This is a genomic window from Candidatus Pelagibacter sp. (assembly GCF_052049995.1).
GTDB lineage: Bacteria > Pseudomonadota > Alphaproteobacteria > Pelagibacterales > Pelagibacteraceae > Pelagibacter.
In genome coordinates this window covers 45,855-66,747 of the sequence record NZ_JBNGYX010000004.1, presented here as the reverse complement: position 1 = coordinate 66,747, position 20,893 = coordinate 45,855, and the positions used below count along the sequence as shown (strand labels likewise).

Sequence of the window (20,893 nt, the reverse complement as noted above, 5' to 3'; positions counted from 1 at the left end):
TGATCATTTTATATACATATTAATCGAAATTTAGCAAATAGAAGAATATGTTTAGTAAGATATTTCCAAAGATTCACACTGAAGGATACAAGTTTATAGTAATAGCTGTATTCATAACTATTATTTTTCTGATTATTAATAATTTTTTAGGATTAATAGGAATATTACTTACTGTTTGGGTTTATTATTTTTTTAGAGATCCAGAAAGAACAATTATAGGCAATGATAGTTACCTAGTTAGTCCTGCAGATGGAGAAGTGATAAAAGTTGAAGAAGTGGATGGACCAAAAGAACTTGGTCTAGAAAATAAAAAATTTAAAAAAATTAGTATTTTTATGAACGTCTTTGACTGCCATGTGAATAGAACACCATGCTCAGGTATTGTTGAAGATATTTTATATAAACCAGGAAAATTTTTAAATGCATCTTTAGATAAAGCAAGCGAAGACAATGAAAGAAATTATTATAAAATAAAAGACAAAAATGGAAATGATATTGTAGTCGTTCAAATCGCAGGATTAATTGCAAGAAGAATAGTTTGTGAGACAAATAAAAACCAAGAATTAAGTCAAGGCGATAGAATTGGGATGATTAGATTTGGTAGTCGAGCAGATGTTTATTATGAAAATTATGAACCACTAGTTAAAGTTGGTCAAACAGCAATTTCAGGAGAAACACTGCTGGCTAAAAATTAATTTATGGAACAGCCAAAAAACAATTTAAAAATTGTTACAGATAAAAAAACAAACGCAAGAGTGATTTTACCTAACATGCTAACTCTTATTGGGGTTTGTATAGGTTTGTCATCAATCAGATTTGCATTGGATGGAAAATTTGAATTTGCAGTAATAGCAATCATATTGGCTGCAATAATTGATGGATTAGATGGAAGAATAGCAAGATTAATTAAAGGGACATCAAAAGTTGGTAAAGAGTTAGATTCTTTAACAGATATGATAAGTTTTGGAGTAGCACCAGCATTTATTATGTATTTCTGGAAACTAAATACATTAGGGAGATTTGGATGGTTGTTATGTTTAATATATGTAATTTGTGTTGCATTACGATTGGCTCGTTTCAACGTAAATACAGGTCAAGCACCTTCTTGGAGAGATAATTTTTTTGAAGGAGTTCCATCTCCAGCAGGAGGTATCTTAGTTCTAACTCCATTAATTTTTAGTCTTACAAGCTTCGATTTTATAAAGATAAATTATAATATTGTTGTTCCGGTTTTTTTTATTGTAACATCTCTATTACTGATTAGTAAGTTTCCAAGTTATTCTTTTAAAAAAATCGTAATTCAAAGAAAAGCAACTATTTTTCTTTTATTTGGAATAGTTTTATTTTTTGGACTACTTCTAATATATCCATTTAATGTTATATCAATAAGTGCAATAATATATTTAGGCATGCTTCCAATTAGTTTTTTTCATTATCAAAAATTAAAAAAACAAAACGAAGATCAGAATTATAAAGATGAAGATGATGATCTTGAAGATATTTTGTGATGAAAAAAAATGTTATTGTATCATTAGCTGATTCAAATTATTTCCCTTTATTAAATGAGTTAATAGACTCTATAAAAAGATTTAAAGAGAGCTCTGAAGTTGCAATATGTATTTTGGATGCTGGTCTATCAGAGGATCAAAAGACAGAATTATCATCAAAAGTAGATGAAATAAAATCAGCAGAATGGGATATAAAAGTTCCAGAAAGTAAAATCAAGGGGCGTGAATGGTTAAAGAGCCAAGTATCTAGAGCTTTTTTACCCAAATATTTTCCAAGCTATGAAAAATATTTATGGATTGATTGTGATGCTTGGGTCAATGATTGGCGATCAGTTGAGCTTTATTTTAAAGCGTCTGAGAATGGCAAATTAGGAATTACACAAACTATTGGACCAGGTTACAAGATTACTTCGAGAGTAAATTGGGTTTTTGGAAAACTAGCAATTATTAAATCTCAAAATTTTAAACACGCAATAAAATCCAATATTAGTTTAGAAAAAGCTAGAAAGTTAGCCTTTGCTCCTCATATCAATATTGGTGTTTTTTCATTAGAAAAAAATTCAATGTGTTGGAATTCATGGCAGGAAAACTTAAAGCAAACACTTAAAGGTGGAGAAATATTTGGCTCTGAACAATTAGCGATGAATATGTCTGTGTATGTTGACAACGTCGAAACTGAATTCCTTCCATTAAACTGTAATTGGATCACTAGTAATCTTTTGCCAAAATTTGATGAGGATAAAGATACATGGGTAGAGCCTTTTTTACCTAATTATAAAATTGGAATTATGCATTTAGCTGCTGGTATCTGGAAAGATAACGAAGATATGAGATTAAACAAGAATATTAAAATAGATGTTAAAACTCTTACAGGTAAAATTTTAAATAAAAGTTTAAGATTTAATAATTAATTGAAAAAAAATAAAATCTCTAAGAACTGGGTTAATAAACAGCGTAGAGATATCTATGTTAGACAGTCCAAAGTGGATGGGTATCGTGCTAGATCAGCTTATAAATTAATTGAAATTGATGAAAAATTTAAAATTTTTAAAGGTGGATTATCAGTAATTGATATTGGTGCAGCTCCAGGAAGCTGGTCACAATATGCTCTCAAAGCAGCTAAAAGTGGAAAATTGATATCGGTAGATTTAAAAAAAATGGAACCCATAGGTAATAGTGTTCAAATCCAAGGAGATTTTACTGAAGAAAAAACTCAAGAAGAAATTAAAAAAAATATAAATGGCAAAGTTGATGTCGTAATGTCTGATATGGCTGTAGATACAACTGGTGTTAAAAATATAGATTCAATTCAAACTGGAGAACTGTGTAAAGAGGCAATGTTTTTTGCTAAAGATTTAATGAAAGAAAATGGATATTTTATTTCAAAAATTTTTATGGGAGGAACATTTAACGAAATCGTCGCAGAGGGAAAAAAATATTTTAAAGAAGTTAAGGTTTTTAAACCAAAATCTAGTAGAAAAGATTCAAAAGAAAGTTTTATAATTTGTAGAAAAATCCGATAGAGACTTTTAATTTAAAAGGAATCGTATATAAAAGATTATGGTTCCCATAAAAGAAGCACTTACCTTTGATGATGTTACATTAGCTCCAAAGTATTCAGAAATATTACCTTCTGATGCAGACACCAGTGTGTCTTTAACAAAGCATTTGAAACTTAAAATTCCACTTTTATCATCTGCAATGGATACTGTCACAGAAAGCAGAATGGCAATAGCTATAGCTAAAGCTGGTGGTATAGGTGTAATTCATAGAAACCTTGATATAAAAAAACAATTATCAGAGATAAAAAAAGTAAAAAAACAAAAATTAATTGTTGGAGCAGCAGTAGGTGCAGCACCTAATGAATTTATCAGAGCTAAAGAAATAATTAAAGAAGGTGTAGATTTAATCGTAGTAGATACAGCACACGGCCATACAAAGAAAGTTTCCGAAATAATTAAATATATTAAAAAAATAAAAACTAACAAAATTGCTTTGTGTGCAGGAAATATTGCAACACCAGAAGCTGCAAAATTCCTAATAAAGTCAGGAGTGGATATAATTAAAATTGGTATAGGGCCAGGTTCTATTTGTACAACACGATTGGTTGCTGGAATAGGAGTTCCTCAATTAAGCGCAATTTTAGCTGTAAGAAGTGGTTTAAAAAATAAAAATGTAAAAATTATTTCAGATGGTGGAATAAAATATTCTGGTGATTTAGCAAAAGCTTTTGCTGCAGGAGCTGATGCTGTAATGATCGGTTCGTTATTTGCAGGTACAAACGAAACCCCAGGAAAATTAATTAAAAAAAATGGACAGCTTTTCAAAAGTTTTAGAGGCATGGGTTCTGTTGGCGCTATGAACAAAGGGTCAGCTGATAGATACTTTCAGAAAAAACAAAAAGACTCTTCAAAATATGTGCCTGAGGGTGTTGAAGGTTTTGTAAAATATAAAGGAGATGTTGGGAGTATTATTTATAAATTAATTGGTGGATTGAAATCTTCAATGGGTTATCTTGGATCAAAAACAATCATTAAATTAAGAAATAAACCACAATTCGTGAAAATTACAAAAGCTGGATTTTATGAAAGTATGGTTCATAATGTAGATGTGGTAAAAAACGATACTAAATATTAATGAGCAAATTTTTAAAATTAATTGGATTAATACTTTTAACGGTTTCTTTTAACAGCACGTCTTTTAGTAAAGAAAATTTTTTTAACGAAGCTTTAGAGTTGTTTAAAAAAGAAAAATATGAAGCTGCGCGTTTTTTATTTGAGAGAAATATAGTTTTTAATCCAAAAGATGCAAACTCATATTTATATTTAGCTAAAATTTACAACCAAGAAGAAGATCAAAGAAAAGAAGAATACAATTTAGAAACGACACTTTTAATTGAGCCTGATAACGAAGAAGCTCTATTAATGTTAATGAAAATTGCTTTAGAAAAATCTAATTATGAAAAAGTCAAAGATCTTTCAGATAAGTTCGTAAAAGTTTGCAAAAATTTATGTGATGAAAACAAAGATATTCAAGAGTCATTAAAAAATATAGAACCTGAAAATAATGAGTCTTGATCAAAATCTTAACAAAATCTTAATAATAGATTTTGGTTCTCAATTTACTCAATTAATTGCAAGAAGAGTAAGAGAATTAGGTGTATTTTCTGAAATAGTTAGTCACAAAAAAATAAAACTAAAAGACATAAATCACAGTATTAAAGGAATAGTATTATCTGGTGGTCCATTAAATGTTTATCAAATAAATAAGTACTCATTTGATAAAAAGATTTTGCAACTTGGTGTACCAGTTCTTGGAATATGTTTTGGGCATCAAATTTTATCAAAACTTAATAGTGGAAAGGTAAAACAATCAAAACATAGAGAATTTGGTCTAGCTAATGTTTATAAAAAAAATAACAGTCTTTTAACAACTAATTTTTTTGGAAATAAAAAATCCAAACAAGTCTGGATGAGCCACGCTGATCAAGTTTCAAAATTGCCTAAAAATTTTAAAGTTGTTGCATCAAGCACTAATTCAAAATTTGCAATCGTTGAAAATAAAATAAAAAAATATTATGGAGTACAATTCCACCCAGAAGTAACTCATACAGAGAACGGAAAAAAATTAATAAGTAATTTTATTTTTTTAATTTGTAAAATTAAAAGAAATTGGTCCTCTAAGGATCAAAAAAATCAACTTATTAATGATGTCAGAAATCAAGTTGGAAATAACAAAGTTATTTGTGCTTTATCAGGAGGTGTAGATAGTAGTGTAGTCGCTCAATTACTAAATAAAGCTATTGGAAAAAAACTTTATTGTATTTTTGTAAATACTGGTCTTCTAAGAAAAAATGAGGAAGTACAAGTAGTTCAAACTTTTAAGAAGCGTTTAAAAATAAATTTAATTTATGTTAATGCTGAAAAAGAATTCTTAAAAAAATTAAAAAAAGTCTCTGACCCAGAGAAAAAAAGAAAAATAATTGGTAATTTATTTATTAAAATATTTGAACGGTATGCTAAGAAAATTAAAAGTGTTAAATTTTTAGCCCAAGGAACTCTCTATCCAGACTTAATTGAAAGCAAATCTGTTACTGGAAGCCAAACTTCTAAAATTAAATCACACCATAATGTCGGCGGCCTACCAAAAAAAATGAATTTAAAATTAGTAGAACCATTAAAATTTTTATTTAAGGATGAAGTAAGAAAATTAGGATTAGAGTTAAATTTAAGTAAAGAAATTATTTCAAGACACCCTTTTCCTGGACCAGGCTTAGCAATTCGAATGCCAGGCATTATAACTAATGAAAAAATTAAAATTTTAAAAGAAGCTGATTATTACTTTATTCAAGCCTTAAAGGATCACGGTCTTTATCATAAGATTTGGCAAGCTTATGCAGCATTACTTCCAGTTAAAACTGTGGGTGTTATGGGAGACAATCGAACTTATGAATATTTATGTTTATTAAGAGCAATTACGTCTGAAGATGGAATGACAGCTGATTATTTTGAATTTAAAAAATCCTTTATGCAAAATATTTCAAACAAAATAGTTAACAGTATCAGGGGCATAAACAGAGTGGTGTATGATGTTACTTCAAAACCACCAAGCACTATTGAATTAGAGTAGTTTTTAATTATAAATTATCTTTATGAAATATTTACACACAATGATTAGAATTAAAGACGTGGATGAGTCTCTAAGATTTTTCTGCGAAGGGCTTGGTTTAAAAGAAACAAGAAGAATGGAAAATGAAAAAGGAAGATTTACCTTAATTTTTCTTGCAGCTCCTAATGATGAAAAAGCAGAAATTGAATTAACTTATAATTGGGATGGTGATGAGCTTGGAGAAGGTTCAAGAAATTTTGGTCATCTTGCTTATAGAGTAGATAATATTTATGAAACCTGTAAAAGATTAATGGATATGGGCTATACAATAAATAGACCACCAAGAGATGGTCATATGGCTTTTGTTAGATCACCAGACAAAATCTCAATTGAAATACTTCAAGAGGGAAATCTAGAACCTAAAGAACCTTGGGCTTCAATGGAAAATACCGGCTCTTGGTAGGTTGATGAAAAAAAAAATTTTAGATTTAATTAAAAAAAAAAATAAACAAAAAATTATAAGTTTAACTGCTTACTCAAAAAACGTAGCATCAATTTTAGATAATCATTGCGATATTATACTTGTGGGAGATTCACTTGGATCTGTTTTGTATAATTATAAATCTACGAGAGAAGTAACTTTGAATACTATGATTGAACACTCTAAAAGTGTCAGAATGGGTGTAAAAAAAAGTTTAATGGTTGTTGATATGCCATATAACACCTATCGAACTCCTAAAGAGGCTCTAAAAAATGCAAAACAAATAATGAAAAAAACTAAATGTGATGGTGTAAAATTAGAAGGCGGAAAAAAAATTTATAAAACAATTAACACTTTAGTTAAAAACAAAATTCCAGTTATGGGCCATTTAGGGTTACTCCCTCAGTCAGATAAAACTTTTAAATTTAAAGGCAAAAAAAAGTTAGAGAGAGACAACATTCTAAGGGACTCGCAATTGTTAGAAAAAGCTGGAGTATTTTCTATTGTTTTAGAATGTATTGAGACCTCTTTAGCAAAACTTGTCAGTCAAAATATTAAAGTTCCAACAATAGGGATTGGAGCTTCTAAATATTGCGATGGTCAAATATTAGTTTTTGATGATTTAATTGGCTTAAATCCAATGAGTTATAAGTTTGTTAAGAAATATGCAAATATTAGAAAAGATATTTCTAAAGCTGTTTCAAATTACTCAAAAGAAGTTAGAAGAATTAAATTTCCTAATAAAAAAAATTCTTTTTAATTAAAAATATTTTTTAAATTCTTCATTAATATTTAATATTTCAAGGTCAACTAATCCACCAATTACTAATTGTAGACCAACGATTAAGATAAATACTAAGCCGATATAGGCTATCCAAATATGTCTTTGTATATAATTAGCCATATATGTTGCTAAAGCACCAGTCAGAACAACTGATAACATCAGTCCAAATATCATAAATCCAAAATATCCTTTTGCTGCTGCAACTACACCAATGACGTTGTCAAAACTGATCATGATATCTGCAAATAAAACTTTTCCTATGCTACTAATGTATGAAGGCTCTTTCCCCTTTTTAGTAGTGGGTTTTACTTTTTTAATGTCTAGTAAATCTTTCCTTAAATCATTTACAATCCAAATTAATAATAAACCACCTAAAATTTTTATAAAATAAAATTCAAATAAAAAAGTTGCAAAAATTGCAAAAAAGATTTTAAAAACAAAGGCTCCAATTACACCCCAAAGAATTATTTGTTTTCTATTTTTTGGAACAAAATTTGAAGCAATAGATCCAACAATCACAGCATTATCTGCTGTTAATATAATTGTTATAAAAATTATATTGGTTAAAATTATGAGTTCTTCAATCAAGATGGGTTAATATTATTTTAATTTGCGAATTTTTCAATAAATACTATTTTTAAGCTGGTGATTTTAACACCAGCTTATTTTTTATATTTTGTATTTAAATTAATATTTAGATTTTTTAGTGCCTTCAATAACTTCTTTTAACTGGATATATTCTTTACAGTTACAGTTTTCTAATATTTTTAATCTTTCTTTTGCTAAATTTAATCTGTTTGTTGCAACATACAGTTCACCTAAATATTCGTTTATACCTATATGATTAGGTTCAATTTCTAGACCTTGTAGATAATATTTTTCGCCGTTCTCGTAATCACCAAGTTTTCGGGTAGTGAAACCTAAATAATTTAAAGTATCAGCTTTGTTAGGTTTTTCTGAGTTTGATTTCAAAAGTAGTTTTTGAGCTTTAGCATATCTTTTTTTTGCCTTTTCAAGTTTACCTTTTAACTCGTATTTTTTTGCAAACTTAATTGACTCTACTGCTTTATCATAATTTGATTTTACTTTTGAAGAAGTGGAGTCTGATCCTGCAGAAAAAGAACTTGTTGTAAACAATGTTAAAATCAAAATTATAAATATTTTTTTAATCATTTATAAATTTCTCCATTTTATTTAAAGGTTTTAATTGTAATCCATTTTCTAACAGGTTTTCTCTTATTGATTTTGCTGTAGATAATGAACTTTCGTTGTCACCATGTATGCACACAGAGTCAATTTCACAAGGTATCTGCTTTCCACTGTGACAATTAAGCGACTGATTTTTAACCATATTTAGCACATGTTTTTTCGCCTCCTCTGGATCAGTTATAAGAGCATTTGGTTTTTTTCTAGAAACTAAATTTCCATCATCTTCATAATTTCTATCTGCAAAAATCTCACAAGCTATACGCATGTTCATTTTTTTTGCTGCTTGCTCCATTTTAGATCCTGTAGGAACCAAATAAATCAAATCTTTACTAATCTCATTTATTGTTTTTGCTAAAGTAGTTGCTAAATCAATATCTTCACAAGCCATATTATTTAAAGCACCGTGTGGTTTAATATGTGTAACGTTTTCTCCATGATCTTGAGCAATCTTTTGAAGAATTTCATATTGATCAACAATCAATTGCCTTATCTCATTAGGCGGAAGATTCATTCTTTGCCTTCCAAAATTTTCTGGATCTTTAAATGATGGATGCGCACCAATACTAACACCATTTTTTTTTGAAATTTGAATAACTTGTTTCATAGAATCATAATCACCTGCATGGTAACCACATGCCACATTAGCTGAATTAACTATTTCAAGTAAATTTGGATCATTCTTATTTGAATGATGTTTTGATTTTTCCCCTAAATCACAATTTATATTAATTTCCATAGCTTATAATGTTGAGTATAACATGGCATGATAAAAAATATATCAAATCTTGGTGACGCAGCTTTGTACTGTGATTTTGGTAACGAAGTAAATAAATCAATTAATTCACAAGTAATAAAATATTTTAAAACTATTAAAGAAAAAAAATTTGAAGGAATAAATAATTTAACACCTTCCTATAATAAACTAATTATTTCTTACGATCTAAAAAAAACAAATTTTAAAAAAGTAAAAAATTATGTTGAAAACATTAATGCTCAAGACTCAAAAGATACAAATTCAAAAAAATTAGAAATACCAGTTTGTTGTCATGAAAAATTCTCAAAGGACATTAAAAGATTGGAAGAAATATTAAAATTAAATAGAGAAAAAATTTTTGAGAATTTTTTAAATAAGGAATATTTTTGTTACATGACAGGGTTTATTGCAGGCATGCCTTTTCTTGGTGACTTGGATGAGAATATGAGAGCTCAACGTTTAGAGACCCCTAGAGTAAAAGTGCCAAAGGGATCTGTTGCATTAACTGAACAATTTGCAAACATTTATACATTTGAAAGTCCAGGTGGATGGAATATTTTAGGAAATACCCCTGTGGATGTCTTTGATAGTTCAAAAGAAGACAAACCAAATCTAATTAACCCAGGAGATACAGTAATTTTTAAGGAAATTACGTTAGATCAGTATAAAAATTATAATGAGTAGCAATTATCTAGAAATAATTAGACCTGGAATTAATACCACCTTTCAAGATAAAGGCAGGGATCATCTTTATCATATTGGCATACCATTTAGTGGTGCTATGGATAATAGAAATTATCTTATAGCCAATAAACTTGTTTATAATAATTTAGACTCTGCAGTCATAGAGTTTGCATATCAAGGTCCTCATATAAAATATTCCGGAGAAAAAATTAATTGCGCCATCACTGGAGATGTAATTTTTTCAATTAAAAAAAAAGATACTGAAATTGAGGGTAAATGTTACGAAAGTTATCAAATTGAAAATGGAGATGAGATAAATATCATATCTACAAATAAATCAGTTTATGGATATTTAGCATTGGGTGGAGTGTTCGATTTAAAATTTCAATGGAATAGTTGTTCTATAAATACAAAAGCAAATATTGGATCCAATGATGGAAAAAAATTAGAAGTTGGGCAAAGAATTAATTTAAAAAAAATAAATTTAAATAAGGATATTAAAAAAACTAATTACATTAATACCAAAATAGAAAACATAAGGGTGATCAAAGGCACTAATTTTGATTACTTTTCTGAAGAAGGTAAAAAATTATTTTATGAAAAGGAATTCACAGTATCCAAACTTTCAGACAGAATGGGTATGAGACTAGAGGGACCTAAAATTGATAATATTGTGAATACCAACATAAAATCAGAGGGTTTGATTAAAGGTGTAATTCAAGTACCGGCAGACGGAAATCCAATTATAATGCTTTCAGATCATGGTACTATTGGTGGTTATCCAAAAATTGGAGTTGTGGCTAGTGTCGATTATGACCGATTAGTACAGATGTCTCCTGGTTCAAAAATAAAATTCAAAGAGATTAATTTATCTGATGCAGAGACTTTATTTAAATTATATGAAATGGAAACTCAAAATTTACTATCACAAATTTAATGAATTTTTTATCAAAAATACCAGGTCCTTTTTTAGTTTTTTTAGGAGCTTGCGCATTAAGTTTTGGAGGTTTAATTGTTAAGTCTTTCGATGGATCTACACTTTGGCAAATATTATTTTGGAGATCACTTTTCTTTATTGGAGTAATTACAATTTTTTTAATCTTTACTTATAAAAGAAAAATTTTCAGTGCTCTTTATAAATCTGGAATTCCAGGTTTATTTGGAGGAATAATTTTATCCATTGGATTTGCTAGTTATGTATTTGCTATGTACGAAACAACAGTAGCTAATGCAAACTTTATAATTCAAACTCAAGCTTTGTTTTTAGCAATTTTTGGTTATGTATTTTTAAAAGAAAAAATTTCAAAAATTACATTAACTTGTATTATTACAGCAGTAGCTGGTATCATTTTAATGTTGGGCAGTTCACTAACAACAGGTCAAATGACTGGAAACTTAGTTGCATTTATTATGCCGATATCATTTGCAATCTTAATTTTAATTGTAAGAAAATATCCAAAAGTCGACATGATACCTTTACAATTAGTTGCTGGAATTTTTGCAACACTAATAGGTTTGTTTATGTCACCGAGTATTTTAGTTTCAACAAATGATATTTTTTTAGGTTTTATTGCAGGATTTTTTCAAGTTGGACTTGGATTTATACTTATAACAATTGGAGCAAGATCAACTCCCTCAGCATTTGTTGGAATCATTATGTTGACTGAAGCTGTCTTAGGACCCATGTGGGCATGGATGTTTGCAAACGAAAATCCGCCACTTACAGTGCTTTTTGGGGGAGCAGTAGTTATAACAGCAGTAGTTATACAGTTTTTGTCTCCATTACTTGTCAAAAATGTAGCTAAATAAATTACACATAAACATTTTAAATGTGTTATAAATTTATATACGGGAGAGACTACTTTTGTAGCGCCGAAGGAGCAACCACCCCGGAAACTCTCAGGCAAAAGGACCGTACATATTAACTCTGGAAAGAGAATTATTCTCGCCGAAGGAGCAAATCTCTCAGGCACCAAGACAGAGGGGGCAAAGAAGAGTTAATATGGAAATAAAAAAAACATCACTAAATAAACTTCATCAAAGTAACAACGCTAAGTTTGTTGAATTTGCTGGCTATGAAATGCCTATTCAGTATAGCAAAGGTATTATTGAAGAACATAAATTCACAAGATCGCATTCTGGAATATTTGATGTATCTCATATGGGCCAGCTATTTGTATATGGCGATGAAACTTTAACAGAAGAATTAGAAAAAATTTTTCCATTAGATTTAAAAAATCTAAAACAAAACTGCTCTAAGTATAGTTTTTTAATGAATGAGTATGCTGGAATTTATGATGATTTAATCATTACCAAAATTCAGGAGGGGTATTTAATAATCCTAAATGCTGCATGCAAAGATAAAGACTTCGAGATTTTATCTAATTTACTAGGTTCAAAATTTAAAATGAATTTAGATAACAATAGATCTTTGATAGCAATTCAAGGACCTAAATCTGTTGAAATTTTAAACTCAATTATAAATGGGGTTGATCAACTAAATTTTATGACAGGAAATTGGTTTGATTCTGATAATCAAAAATTATTTGTCACAAGATCAGGTTATACAGGGGAAGATGGATTTGAAATTTCAATTTCCAATGATAAAGCTGAAAAATTCGTTGAAAATTTAATAGAAAAGGGAGCACAACTTATAGGACTTGGGGCAAGAGATACCTTGAGATTAGAAGCTGGATTATGTTTATATGGTCACGAATTAGATATTAATAAAACGCCAGTTGAGGCTAACCTTAGATGGGCAATCTCAAAATCTAGATTATCAAATGGGGGTTTTATTGGGTCGAAAAAAATTATGAATCAAATGCAAGATGGAGCAAGCCAAATAAGAGTAGGGATTAAGCCTGAAGGTAGACTGATTGCAAGAGAAAAAACTAAAATATTTAATGATACAGATAAACAAATTGGTGAGATAACTAGTGGAACGTTTGGACCAAGCGTAAACGGTCCTATAGCGATGGGTTATGTTGATAAAGAGTTTTCAAAGGTTGATACTAAAATTTTGCTTGAGGTAAGAGGAAAAAAATATCCAGCAAATGTTTGCGCATTACCATTTTATAAGAAAAATTATGTGAAAGGAGTAAATTAATGAGTGAAGTAAAATTTTCTAAAGAGCATGAGTGGATTACTTTGGAGGGAGATGTAGCTACAATAGGAATTACAAAACATGCAACAGAAATGCTTGGAGACATAGTTTTTGCGGAACTTCCTGAAAAAGGATCTAATGTTGAAAAAGATGGTACTGCAGGAGTAGTAGAATCTACGAAAGCTGCTAGTGATGTCTATACTCCAGTTAGTGGTGAAGTGGTAGACACTAACCAGTCTATAGTTGACGATCCTGCCAAAATCAATGAAGACCCTGAAGGTGGTGCATGGTTTTTTAAACTGAAAATTAAAGACACATCGGAGCTAGATACTTTAATGAATAAAGAAGAATACGATAAATTTGCAAAGGAGACATCAAGCTAATGTTACACAATTCACAAAAAGATTTTATTAGAAGACACATAGGTCCATCAAAAAATGATCAAGAAAAAATGCTTAAAGATCTTAACTTTAAGTCATTAGATGAGTTTATTAATAGCACCATACCAGAAAAGATTCAGTTTAAAGGTGAATTAAATATCGGTGAACCAAATTCAGAATATGAAGCTTTAAGAAAATTAAAAGCAATTTCAAAAAAAAACCAAATTTACTCAAATTTTATAGGCATGGGTTATTATGGAACCTACACACCATACGTAATTTTAAGAAATATATTAGAAAATCCTGGATGGTACACATCATATACACCTTACCAGCCTGAAGTAGCACAAGGTAGATTAGAGATGCTATTAAACTTTCAACAAATGATCGTTGATTTTACTGGAATGGATATAGCAAACGCGTCTTTACTTGATGAGGGAACAGCAGCTGCCGAAGCTATGGGTTTAAGTCATAGACTTAATAAAAGTGATAGTAATTTAGTTTTTGTTTCAGAAAATTGCCACCCACAAACAATTGACGTAATTCAAACTAGAGCAGAGCCAATGGGTCTAAAAGTACTTGTTGGAAACGAGGATAAAGTTCTAGAGCAGTTAAAAGAAGATATTGTTTGCGGAGTTTTACAATATCCAGGAACTTTAGGTGATATTAAAGATCCTAGTGAGGCCATAAGTAAAATTCATAAAAAAAATGGAAAAGCAATTTTAGTTTGTGATCTTCTTGCACTTTCTATGCTAAAAACTCCAAGAGAGCTTGGAGCAGATATTGCAGTCGGTAGCTCCCAAAGATTCGGTATTCCAATGGGTTATGGAGGACCTCATGCAGCCTTTTTTGCAACAAAAGATGAATACAAACGATCTATGCCAGGTAGAATTGTTGGGGTCTCAGTGGATAGGCATGGAAGCCAGGCTTATAGATTGTCATTACAAACTAGAGAGCAACACATTAGAAGAGACAAAGCTACAAGCAATATTTGTACCGCTCAAGCTTTACTAGCGATTGTTTCAGCAGCATACGCTATTTATCATGGCCCAGATGGAATTAAAAGTATTTCCGAAAGAGTATCTCAACTAGCAAAAAATTTTGCAGATAAAATAAAGCAATCAGGATATGAATTATACTCTGATTATTTTTTTGATACCGTAACTATTATTACCAAAGAAAAGACAGATCAAATTTTCAAAAATGCTTTAGACCAAAAAGTTAATATCAGAAAAGTAAATTCAGAAATGCTATCTGTTTCTTTCGATGAAAGAAAAAATGTTTACAGAGTAAATCAATTATTAAAAATATTTAATGCTGCAGAGTCAATTAAAAAAGAGGATCCTACTGTTAGTTTACCAAATTTACCAAAAAATTTATTAAGAACTTCAAAATATTTAGAACACCCTGTTTTTAACTCATATCATTCAGAGACAGAAATGCTCAGATATCTTAAAAAGTTAGAGGATAAAGATATAGCTCTTAACAGAACAATGATTGCTCTAGGATCATGTACTATGAAATTAAATGCTACTGCAGAAATGATACCTATTTCGTGGAGAGAATTGGCTGAGCCCCACCCATTCGTACCTGTTGAACAGATGGAGGGTTATAGAGAAATGTTCACAGATCTTAAAAATTGGTTAAGATCTATTACTGGTTTTTCTGGTGTTTCACTTCAGCCAAATGCGGGAGCCCAAGGTGAGTATGCAGGCTTAATGGTAATAAGAAAGTATCATTTAGATAGAGGGGATGAAAATAGAAATATATGTTTAATTCCAAGCTCAGCACATGGAACTAATCCAGCAAGTGCACAGATGGTTGGAATGAAAGTTGTCGTTGTTGATTGTGATAAAGAAGGAAATGTTGATTTTGAGGATTTAAAGAAAAAAGCAGAATTGCATTCAGAAAATCTTGGTGCATTGATGGTAACTTACCCATCAACCCATGGTGTATTTGAGGAAAAAATTAAAGATATATGTGAAGTAATTCATGAACATGGTGGTCAAGTTTATATGGATGGAGCAAACCTAAACGCACTTGTTGGAGTTGCAAAACCAGGAAATTTTGGTCCTGATGTTTGTCATATAAATTTGCATAAAACATTTTGTATTCCACATGGTGGAGGAGGACCTGGAATGGGACCTATCGCATGTAAAAGACATTTACAAGTTTATCTGCCCAATCATCCAGTAGTAAAAGATTGTGGACCTGCAAGTGGAATAGGTGCTGTTTCAGCAGCTCCTTGGGGAAGCTCAAGCATTTTATCAATTTCCTGGATGTACATTAAGATGATGGGATCCGAAGGTGTAAAACTTGCAACACAAATTGCAATCCTAAATGCAAATTACATAGCAAATAGATTAAAAGATCATTACCCAATTCTTTATAAAGGTTCAAATGGTAATGTAGCTCATGAATGTATTATTGATATTAGATCAATTAAAAGCGAAACAGGTATTTCAGAAGAAGATATAGCTAAAAGATTAATAGATTATGGATTTCATGCGCCAACAATGTCATGGCCAGTTGCTGGAACAATGATGATAGAACCAACAGAGAGTGAGAGTTTATCTGAACTGGATAGATTTTGTGACACTTTGATTAGCATTAAAGAGGAAATAGATATGGTCAAGTCAGGCAAGTTTGACAAAGTAGATAACCCTATTAAAAATGCACCTCACACCGATATTGAATTAGCTTCAGATGAATGGAAACATAAATATTCAAGAGAGCAAGCTGCATATCCAGCAAAATTCTTAAAAGCAAATAAATTTTGGCCTCCAGTTGCAAGAGTTGATAATGTATACGGAGATAAAAATATTTTTTGCACTTGTCCAAGTATGGATGAGTTTAAAGAAGATGCAGCATAATAATTAATGAAAATTGCTGTCGTTGGGTCAGGTATTTCTGGACTAAGTGCTGCTTATTATTTATCTAAAAAACATCATGTAGATCTTTTCGAGCGCGAAGATCACTTTGGTGGACACTCAAATACAATAGATATTTTTTTTGATGAAAAAAAAGTTTCTGTAGATATTGGTTTTATTGTTTTTAATTTTCAAACTTATCCAAATTTAATTAATTTTTTTAAAGAAAACGATATCCAAATCGAAAAAAGCAACATGTCTTTTTCAGTTTCGGTGGATAATACAAAATTTGAATATTGTGGAAAAGGGTTGGGTGGGATTTTCTCCAATAAATCAAATCTATTTAATATTGATTTCTTAAAGATGTTTTTTGATATAATTAAATTTTATAAAAAAAGTGATCAATTAACCTTATCCAATGATAAAATTACCTTAGGTGAATATTTAAAAATTAATAAATTATCAAAAACATTTGTTAACTATCATATAATACCAATGGTATCTGCAATTTGGTCTATGCCTCCATATGAAGCAAGCAAAATGCCGATTAGTTTTTTTATAAAATTTTTTCAAAATCATGGTTTGTTTAAATTGAAAAATAGACCGCAATGGTACACAGTAACCAATAGAAGCAGAACCTATGTTAGTAAAATACTTTCTCAAATAAGTGGTGAACACTTCAAAAATTACAAAGTTACAACAATTAAAAGAAAATCATCAGGATTAGATTTATATTATGGTGGAGAAAGCGAATTCTTCGATTATGACAAAGTAGTTTTAGCGACACATGCTGATGAAGCTTTAAAGTTAATTGAAAATCCAACTGATGATGAGATAAATATTCTTTCGAATTTTAGCTACAAAGAAAATATAGCTTACATACATACAGATCAGCGGGCCATGCCCAAAAATAAAAAAGCTTGGTCTTCTTGGAATTCATCAATAGATGACAAGAATTTAGAGAAAAATTCAATAACCTACTGGTTAAATTTATTGCAAAATTTAAAGTGTGATGAAAATATTTTCTTAACATTAAATCCTTACTTCAATATTGATGAGAAAAAAATATTGAGAAAAGTGAAATTTACACATCCATATTATGATCAAAAAGCATTAGATGCTCAATCAGAGCTTATTAAAATACAAAATCAAAAAGATTTACTTTTTTGTGGCAGTTATTTTGGTTACGGATTTCATGAAGATGGAATAAAATCATCTATTGAAATGCTGAAAAACCTTGATGATTAATTCTTGTATATATAATGGAAATGTAATCCATAAGAGATTTAAACCGAAAGAACATTTTTTTAAATATAAAGTATTTTCATTATTTATAGATCTATCAGAACTAAATGAGCTTAATGATAAATTAAAATTTTTTTCTTTAAATAAATTTAATTTAATTAGTTTTTACGAGAAAGATCATGGTGATCGTGATGGTTCATCTCTTTTTGAGTGGGTAAAAAAAAATCTAATTAATAACGAAATCAGTACTGACAATATAAAAGTTAAACTTTTATGCTATCCAAGAATATTTGGTTATGTTTTTAATCCACTAAGTATTTTTTTTGTATACAATAGAAATGGTAATTTAATTTCTATATTATATGAGGTTAAAAATACATTTGGTGAACAACACACTTATGTTTTTAAAGTGGAAGGACAAAATAAATTAATTCAAAATAATTGCTCAAAAAAATTTCATGTTTCACCATTTATTGAAATGGATTGTAATTATTTTTTTAGGATATTAAATCCAGAGCAGAAGTTGTCAGTTGTAATAGATCAATATGATCAAGAAGGAAAAATTCTTTTCGCATCTCAAGATGGTGAAAGATCTGATTTGACAAGTAAAAACTTAATGAATTCTTATCTAAAACACCCTTTAATGACATTTAAAATTATCTCTGCGATACATTTTGAAGCGTTTAAATTGTGGATTAAAGGAATTAAATTTATTAAGAAAAAACTTAATATTAAAAATAATATAACAGTTGAAAATTAATGTTTTTAAATAATGCTGCAGATAAATTAGTTTTTAAATTTCTTAATAAAATAAGTTATGGTTATCTTGAGTTAACAACATATGATAGAAAAGTTTTAAAGTTTGGAAATCCAAATGAAAAATTGCATGCAAATATTTTAATCAAAAAACCAGATTTTAATTATAATTTAATTAGAGGTGGTAGTATTGGATTTGCTGAAAGCTACATGAGAGGTGAATTTGAAACAGATAACTTATCAAATTTAATTGAATTAACTGCAAGAAATATAGAAGTAATATATAAATTCTCAGGTCTTCTCGATTTTCCAATAATTAATTTTGTAAAAAATAAAATAATCAAAAATACAAAAAGTAGAAGCAAAGAAAATATTGCTAAACATTATGATCTAGGTAATGATTTTTTTTCTCTTTGGTTAGATGACACACTTACTTACTCTAGTGCTATTTTTGATGATAAGTCGAAAAATCTTTCCGATGCTCAAAATAACAAATATCAAAAATTAATTGATCTAATTAAACCAAACAATGGTGACAAAGTTTTAGAAATAGGATGTGGTTGGGGAGGTTTTGCTGAATACTTAGGTAAAAAATATGATGTTAAACTAGACTGTATTACAATATCAAAAAAACAATTTGAATACGCAAAAGAAAGAATTTTTAATTGTGGTTTAAACGAAAAAGTAAATATTGAAATAAAGGATTACAGAGATCTTAAAGGCAAATACAATTCAATTGCCTCTATAGAGATGATTGAGGCTGTTGGTCAAAATTATTTAGAGGGTTATTTTAAAACCATTAAAACTAACTTATCTGATGGTGGTAAAGCAGCTATTCAAGCAATAACCATCGATGATAGGTTATTTGATAGATATAAAAATAAACAAGATTTTATTCAAAAATATATTTTTCCAGGTGGTTTTTTGCCAAATAAAAATAGCATTAATCGATATGTTTCTGACAATGGTTTAACTGTTAATTCATATATTTCTTATGCTGACCATTATGCAAATACATTGGCTATATGGAGAAATGAGTTTTTAAAAAAATGGGATTTAATAAAAAATCAAGGTTTTGACTTAACATTTAAAAGAATGTGGGAGTTTTATCTTTCTTATTGTGAAGCTGGATTTAAGTCAAAAAATATTGATCTGATACAATTTTCAATGCAAAACAAGTGAAAATAATGGAGATATTTATGCGACATATAAAAATAATTAAGTCAATTTCATTGATAATTTCATTATTCTTAATTACAAGTTGCTCGAATAATAGTGCCATGAAACCAGAAGACTTTAAAAATAAAGAACCAAGATTAATTATTGAGGAATATTTATCTGGAAATGTTAAGGCTTGGGGAGTTCTACAAAATAGATCAGGAAAAGTTACAAGACAATTTTCTGCAGATTTAAATGGGACTTGGGATGGAAAGCAGTTAATTCTTAAAGAAAAATTTAATTGGGATGATGGTGAAGTTCAAGACCGAGAATGGAGAATAAATAAAATTGATGAGCACAATTATGAAGGAACAGCAGGGGATGTTGTGGGTAAAGCAGTAGGATATTCTTATGGACCAGCATTTAAATTTGAATATGTTTTATTAGTTCCAGTTAAAGGTAAAGAATTAAAAATAACTTTCGATGATTGGATTTTTAAACAAGATGATAGGGTTGCAATTAATAGAGCAACAATGACTAAATTTGGTTTTAAAGTAGCTGAATTAACAGTTGTATTTGTAAAAGATTAATTACTTTTTTTGATATTTTGTAAGTTTTCCAACTAAACCAAAATAAATTTTACTCGGTAAAAAACTCAATAGTTTTAATGTGATTGTGAGTGATTTTGGAAAATGTATTTCAAATATATTTTTGTTAATTAAACCCTCATAAATTTGATCTGCAGCATACTCAGGAGTTTTCAAAAAAGGCATTTTAAAATCATTTTTATCTGTCATTGGTGTTTTAATAAATCCAGGAGACACTAAACAAATACGTACATTGTATCTTTTAAAATCAAAGTACAAACTTTCAGCTAAGTTGTTTAATGCAGATTTAGATGGTCCATATCCAGTTGAATTAGGTAATCCTCTATATCCTGCAATTGATGAAACAATAGTAATTATACCATTTTTTTTATCTCTAAAGTATTGCTCAACTGCTTTGATACTATTCACAGTTCCAAAAAAATTTACTCTAAACACATCTTCCATTTGTTCGACATCTATATCTTTTTCTTTTTTGGGATCCCATGTTCCAGTTGAAAAAAAACAAATATCTATATTTTCATATTTTTTTTTAATTTCATTAAATACTTCTTTGCACTTTTCTTTATCTGTTACATCTAAAGGAAAACTTGAGATATTTTCATAAGAATTTGAAAGCTCATTTAGTAATTCAGCTCTTCTTGCAGATATAGCAACATTCCATCCCTTACTTGCAAACTTGATTGCTAAAGCTTTGCCAATCCCAGTACTACCGCCTGTAATCCAAATAGTTTTTTTACTCATTTTT

General features: G+C 29.3%; 23 protein-coding genes and 1 riboswitch. Of the genes, 19 read left to right on the top strand and 4 right to left on the bottom strand.

The window, feature by feature from the left end; genetic code table 11:
* The first annotated feature begins 47 nt into the window (after positions 1–47).
* The 9 genes from ACTT9Y_RS04595 to panB are packed head-to-tail and all read left to right on the top strand — an operon-like array spanning position 48 to position 7,357.
* A complete protein-coding gene (locus tag ACTT9Y_RS04595; RefSeq protein ID WP_440933225.1) occupies positions 48–695 on the top strand; it encodes a phosphatidylserine decarboxylase in 648 nt (215 codons plus the stop codon).
* Between the two features lie 3 nt (positions 696–698).
* Positions 699–1,508 carry a CDP-diacylglycerol--serine O-phosphatidyltransferase gene (gene pssA, locus ACTT9Y_RS04590; RefSeq protein ID WP_440933224.1) on the top strand — a complete coding sequence of 270 codons (810 nt, stop codon included), beginning with the start codon at positions 699–701 and terminating at the stop codon, positions 1,506–1,508.
* Positions 1,508–2,419, top strand: a complete 912-nt coding sequence (locus ACTT9Y_RS04585) for a glycosyltransferase (protein WP_440933223.1) — start codon at positions 1,508–1,510, stop codon at positions 2,417–2,419. The genes pssA and ACTT9Y_RS04585 overlap by 1 nt, the downstream gene beginning before the upstream one ends.
* Complete coding sequence (locus ACTT9Y_RS04580; protein ID WP_440933222.1) at positions 2,420–3,031, top strand: RlmE family RNA methyltransferase; 612 nt, start codon at positions 2,420–2,422, stop codon at positions 3,029–3,031. It abuts the gene before it with no gap.
* A 37-nt stretch (positions 3,032–3,068) separates the two neighbouring features.
* Complete coding sequence (gene guaB, locus ACTT9Y_RS04575) at positions 3,069–4,145, top strand: IMP dehydrogenase (RefSeq protein ID WP_440933221.1); 1,077 nt, start codon at positions 3,069–3,071, stop codon at positions 4,143–4,145.
* Entirely contained in the window at positions 4,145–4,585 is a 441-nt protein-coding gene (locus tag ACTT9Y_RS04570; protein ID WP_440933220.1) for a tetratricopeptide repeat protein, read from the top strand. The genes guaB and ACTT9Y_RS04570 overlap by 1 nt, the downstream gene beginning before the upstream one ends.
* The gene (gene guaA / locus ACTT9Y_RS04565) at positions 4,575–6,137 is read left to right on the top strand and encodes a glutamine-hydrolyzing GMP synthase (RefSeq protein WP_440933219.1); all 1,563 of its coding nucleotides are present in this window, start codon (positions 4,575–4,577) and stop codon (positions 6,135–6,137) included. Before ACTT9Y_RS04570 ends, guaA begins: the two co-directional genes overlap by 11 nt.
* Before the next feature lie 22 nt (positions 6,138–6,159).
* Positions 6,160–6,579 carry a VOC family protein gene (locus ACTT9Y_RS04560; protein ID WP_440933218.1) on the top strand — a complete coding sequence of 140 codons (420 nt, stop codon included), beginning with the start codon at positions 6,160–6,162 and terminating at the stop codon, positions 6,577–6,579.
* Positions 6,580–6,583: 4 nt separating this feature from the next.
* The gene (gene panB, locus ACTT9Y_RS04555) at positions 6,584–7,357 is read left to right on the top strand and encodes a 3-methyl-2-oxobutanoate hydroxymethyltransferase (RefSeq protein ID WP_440933217.1); all 774 of its coding nucleotides are present in this window, start codon (positions 6,584–6,586) and stop codon (positions 7,355–7,357) included.
* On the opposite strand, the gene ACTT9Y_RS04550 is transcribed toward panB, so the two are convergent.
* The 3 genes from ACTT9Y_RS04550 to ACTT9Y_RS04540 all read right to left on the bottom strand — a co-directional run bounded on the left by ACTT9Y_RS04550 (position 7,358) and on the right by ACTT9Y_RS04540 (position 9,326).
* On the bottom strand, positions 7,358–7,969 hold the full coding sequence (locus ACTT9Y_RS04550) for a TerC family protein (protein WP_440908192.1): 612 nt from the start codon (positions 7,967–7,969) through the stop codon (positions 7,358–7,360).
* A 99-nt stretch (positions 7,970–8,068) separates the two neighbouring features.
* Positions 8,069–8,554 (bottom strand): tetratricopeptide repeat protein, encoded by a 486-nt coding sequence (locus ACTT9Y_RS04545; RefSeq protein WP_440933216.1) that lies wholly within the window; start codon positions 8,552–8,554, stop codon positions 8,069–8,071.
* Positions 8,547–9,326 (bottom strand): 5-oxoprolinase subunit PxpA, encoded by a 780-nt coding sequence (locus ACTT9Y_RS04540; protein ID WP_440933215.1) that lies wholly within the window; start codon positions 9,324–9,326, stop codon positions 8,547–8,549. The genes ACTT9Y_RS04545 and ACTT9Y_RS04540 overlap by 8 nt, the downstream gene beginning before the upstream one ends.
* A gap of 27 nt (positions 9,327–9,353) precedes the next feature.
* On the opposite strand from ACTT9Y_RS04540, the gene ACTT9Y_RS04535 reads away from it, so the two are divergent.
* The 10 genes from ACTT9Y_RS04535 (at position 9,354) to ACTT9Y_RS04490 (ending at position 20,130) form a co-directional block, all read left to right on the top strand.
* Positions 9,354–10,028 carry an allophanate hydrolase subunit 1 gene (locus tag ACTT9Y_RS04535; protein WP_440933214.1) on the top strand — a complete coding sequence of 225 codons (675 nt, stop codon included), beginning with the start codon at positions 9,354–9,356 and terminating at the stop codon, positions 10,026–10,028.
* Positions 10,021–10,965, top strand: a complete 945-nt coding sequence (locus ACTT9Y_RS04530; protein WP_440933213.1) for a biotin-dependent carboxyltransferase family protein — start codon at positions 10,021–10,023, stop codon at positions 10,963–10,965. The genes ACTT9Y_RS04535 and ACTT9Y_RS04530 overlap by 8 nt, the downstream gene beginning before the upstream one ends.
* Positions 10,965–11,837 (top strand): DMT family transporter, encoded by an 873-nt coding sequence (locus ACTT9Y_RS04525; protein WP_440933212.1) that lies wholly within the window; start codon positions 10,965–10,967, stop codon positions 11,835–11,837. The genes ACTT9Y_RS04530 and ACTT9Y_RS04525 overlap by 1 nt, the downstream gene beginning before the upstream one ends.
* A 30-nt stretch (positions 11,838–11,867) precedes the next feature.
* A riboswitch (glycine riboswitch) is annotated at positions 11,868–11,953 on the top strand.
* A 77-nt stretch (positions 11,954–12,030) separates the two neighbouring features.
* On the top strand, positions 12,031–13,134 hold the full coding sequence (gcvT, locus tag ACTT9Y_RS04520) for a glycine cleavage system aminomethyltransferase GcvT (RefSeq protein ID WP_440933211.1): 1,104 nt from the start codon (positions 12,031–12,033) through the stop codon (positions 13,132–13,134).
* Positions 13,134–13,514, top strand: a complete 381-nt coding sequence (gcvH, locus tag ACTT9Y_RS04515) for a glycine cleavage system protein GcvH (RefSeq protein WP_440933210.1) — start codon at positions 13,134–13,136, stop codon at positions 13,512–13,514. The genes gcvT and gcvH overlap by 1 nt, the downstream gene beginning before the upstream one ends.
* Positions 13,514–16,384 carry an aminomethyl-transferring glycine dehydrogenase gene (gene gcvP / locus ACTT9Y_RS04510; RefSeq protein ID WP_440933209.1) on the top strand — a complete coding sequence of 957 codons (2,871 nt, stop codon included), beginning with the start codon at positions 13,514–13,516 and terminating at the stop codon, positions 16,382–16,384. Before gcvH ends, gcvP begins: the two co-directional genes overlap by 1 nt.
* A 6-nt stretch (positions 16,385–16,390) precedes the next feature.
* A complete protein-coding gene (locus tag ACTT9Y_RS04505; RefSeq protein WP_440933208.1) occupies positions 16,391–17,629 on the top strand; it encodes an NAD(P)/FAD-dependent oxidoreductase in 1,239 nt (412 codons plus the stop codon).
* Entirely contained in the window at positions 17,622–18,386 is a 765-nt protein-coding gene (locus ACTT9Y_RS04500) for a DUF1365 domain-containing protein (protein WP_440933207.1), read from the top strand. Before ACTT9Y_RS04505 ends, ACTT9Y_RS04500 begins: the two co-directional genes overlap by 8 nt.
* The gene (locus ACTT9Y_RS04495; RefSeq protein WP_440933206.1) at positions 18,386–19,564 is read left to right on the top strand and encodes a class I SAM-dependent methyltransferase; all 1,179 of its coding nucleotides are present in this window, start codon (positions 18,386–18,388) and stop codon (positions 19,562–19,564) included. The genes ACTT9Y_RS04500 and ACTT9Y_RS04495 overlap by 1 nt, the downstream gene beginning before the upstream one ends.
* A gap of 5 nt (positions 19,565–19,569) precedes the next feature.
* On the top strand, positions 19,570–20,130 hold the full coding sequence (locus ACTT9Y_RS04490) for a DUF3833 domain-containing protein (protein WP_440933205.1): 561 nt from the start codon (positions 19,570–19,572) through the stop codon (positions 20,128–20,130).
* On the opposite strand, the gene ACTT9Y_RS04485 is transcribed toward ACTT9Y_RS04490, so the two are convergent.
* Positions 20,131–20,889: an SDR family NAD(P)-dependent oxidoreductase gene (locus ACTT9Y_RS04485; protein WP_440933204.1), complete on the bottom strand. Its 759-nt coding sequence runs from the start codon at positions 20,887–20,889 to the stop codon at positions 20,131–20,133.
* Positions 20,890–20,893 lie beyond the last annotated feature (4 nt).

Bases quoted from the DNA above. Each gene is read 5' to 3' on its own strand.
- ACTT9Y_RS04595 (WP_440933225.1), top strand. From the start codon at position 48: ATGTTTAGTAAGATATTTCCAAAGATTCACACTGAAGGATACAAGTTT.
- pssA (WP_440933224.1), top strand. From the start codon at position 699: ATGGAACAGCCAAAAAACAATTTAAAAATTGTTACAGATAAAAAAACA.
- ACTT9Y_RS04585 (WP_440933223.1), top strand. From the start codon at position 1,508: ATGAAAAAAAATGTTATTGTATCATTAGCTGATTCAAATTATTTCCCT.
- guaB (WP_440933221.1), top strand. From the start codon at position 3,069: ATGGTTCCCATAAAAGAAGCACTTACCTTTGATGATGTTACATTAGCT.
- ACTT9Y_RS04570 (WP_440933220.1), top strand. From the start codon at position 4,145: ATGAGCAAATTTTTAAAATTAATTGGATTAATACTTTTAACGGTTTCT.
- guaA (WP_440933219.1), top strand. From the start codon at position 4,575: ATGAGTCTTGATCAAAATCTTAACAAAATCTTAATAATAGATTTTGGT.
- ACTT9Y_RS04560 (WP_440933218.1), top strand. From the start codon at position 6,160: ATGAAATATTTACACACAATGATTAGAATTAAAGACGTGGATGAGTCT.
- panB (WP_440933217.1), top strand. From the start codon at position 6,584: ATGAAAAAAAAAATTTTAGATTTAATTAAAAAAAAAAATAAACAAAAA.
- ACTT9Y_RS04545 (WP_440933216.1), bottom strand. From the start codon at position 8,554: ATGATTAAAAAAATATTTATAATTTTGATTTTAACATTGTTTACAACA.
- ACTT9Y_RS04540 (WP_440933215.1), bottom strand. From the start codon at position 9,326: ATGGAAATTAATATAAATTGTGATTTAGGGGAAAAATCAAAACATCAT.
- ACTT9Y_RS04535 (WP_440933214.1), top strand. From the start codon at position 9,354: ATGATAAAAAATATATCAAATCTTGGTGACGCAGCTTTGTACTGTGAT.
- ACTT9Y_RS04530 (WP_440933213.1), top strand. From the start codon at position 10,021: ATGAGTAGCAATTATCTAGAAATAATTAGACCTGGAATTAATACCACC.
- ACTT9Y_RS04525 (WP_440933212.1), top strand. From the start codon at position 10,965: ATGAATTTTTTATCAAAAATACCAGGTCCTTTTTTAGTTTTTTTAGGA.
- gcvT (WP_440933211.1), top strand. From the start codon at position 12,031: ATGGAAATAAAAAAAACATCACTAAATAAACTTCATCAAAGTAACAAC.
- gcvH (WP_440933210.1), top strand. From the start codon at position 13,134: ATGAGTGAAGTAAAATTTTCTAAAGAGCATGAGTGGATTACTTTGGAG.
- gcvP (WP_440933209.1), top strand. From the start codon at position 13,514: ATGTTACACAATTCACAAAAAGATTTTATTAGAAGACACATAGGTCCA.
- ACTT9Y_RS04505 (WP_440933208.1), top strand. From the start codon at position 16,391: ATGAAAATTGCTGTCGTTGGGTCAGGTATTTCTGGACTAAGTGCTGCT.
- ACTT9Y_RS04500 (WP_440933207.1), top strand. From the start codon at position 17,622: ATGATTAATTCTTGTATATATAATGGAAATGTAATCCATAAGAGATTT.
- ACTT9Y_RS04495 (WP_440933206.1), top strand. From the start codon at position 18,386: ATGTTTTTAAATAATGCTGCAGATAAATTAGTTTTTAAATTTCTTAAT.
- ACTT9Y_RS04490 (WP_440933205.1), top strand. From the start codon at position 19,570: ATGGAGATATTTATGCGACATATAAAAATAATTAAGTCAATTTCATTG.
- ACTT9Y_RS04485 (WP_440933204.1), bottom strand. From the start codon at position 20,889: ATGAGTAAAAAAACTATTTGGATTACAGGCGGTAGTACTGGGATTGGC.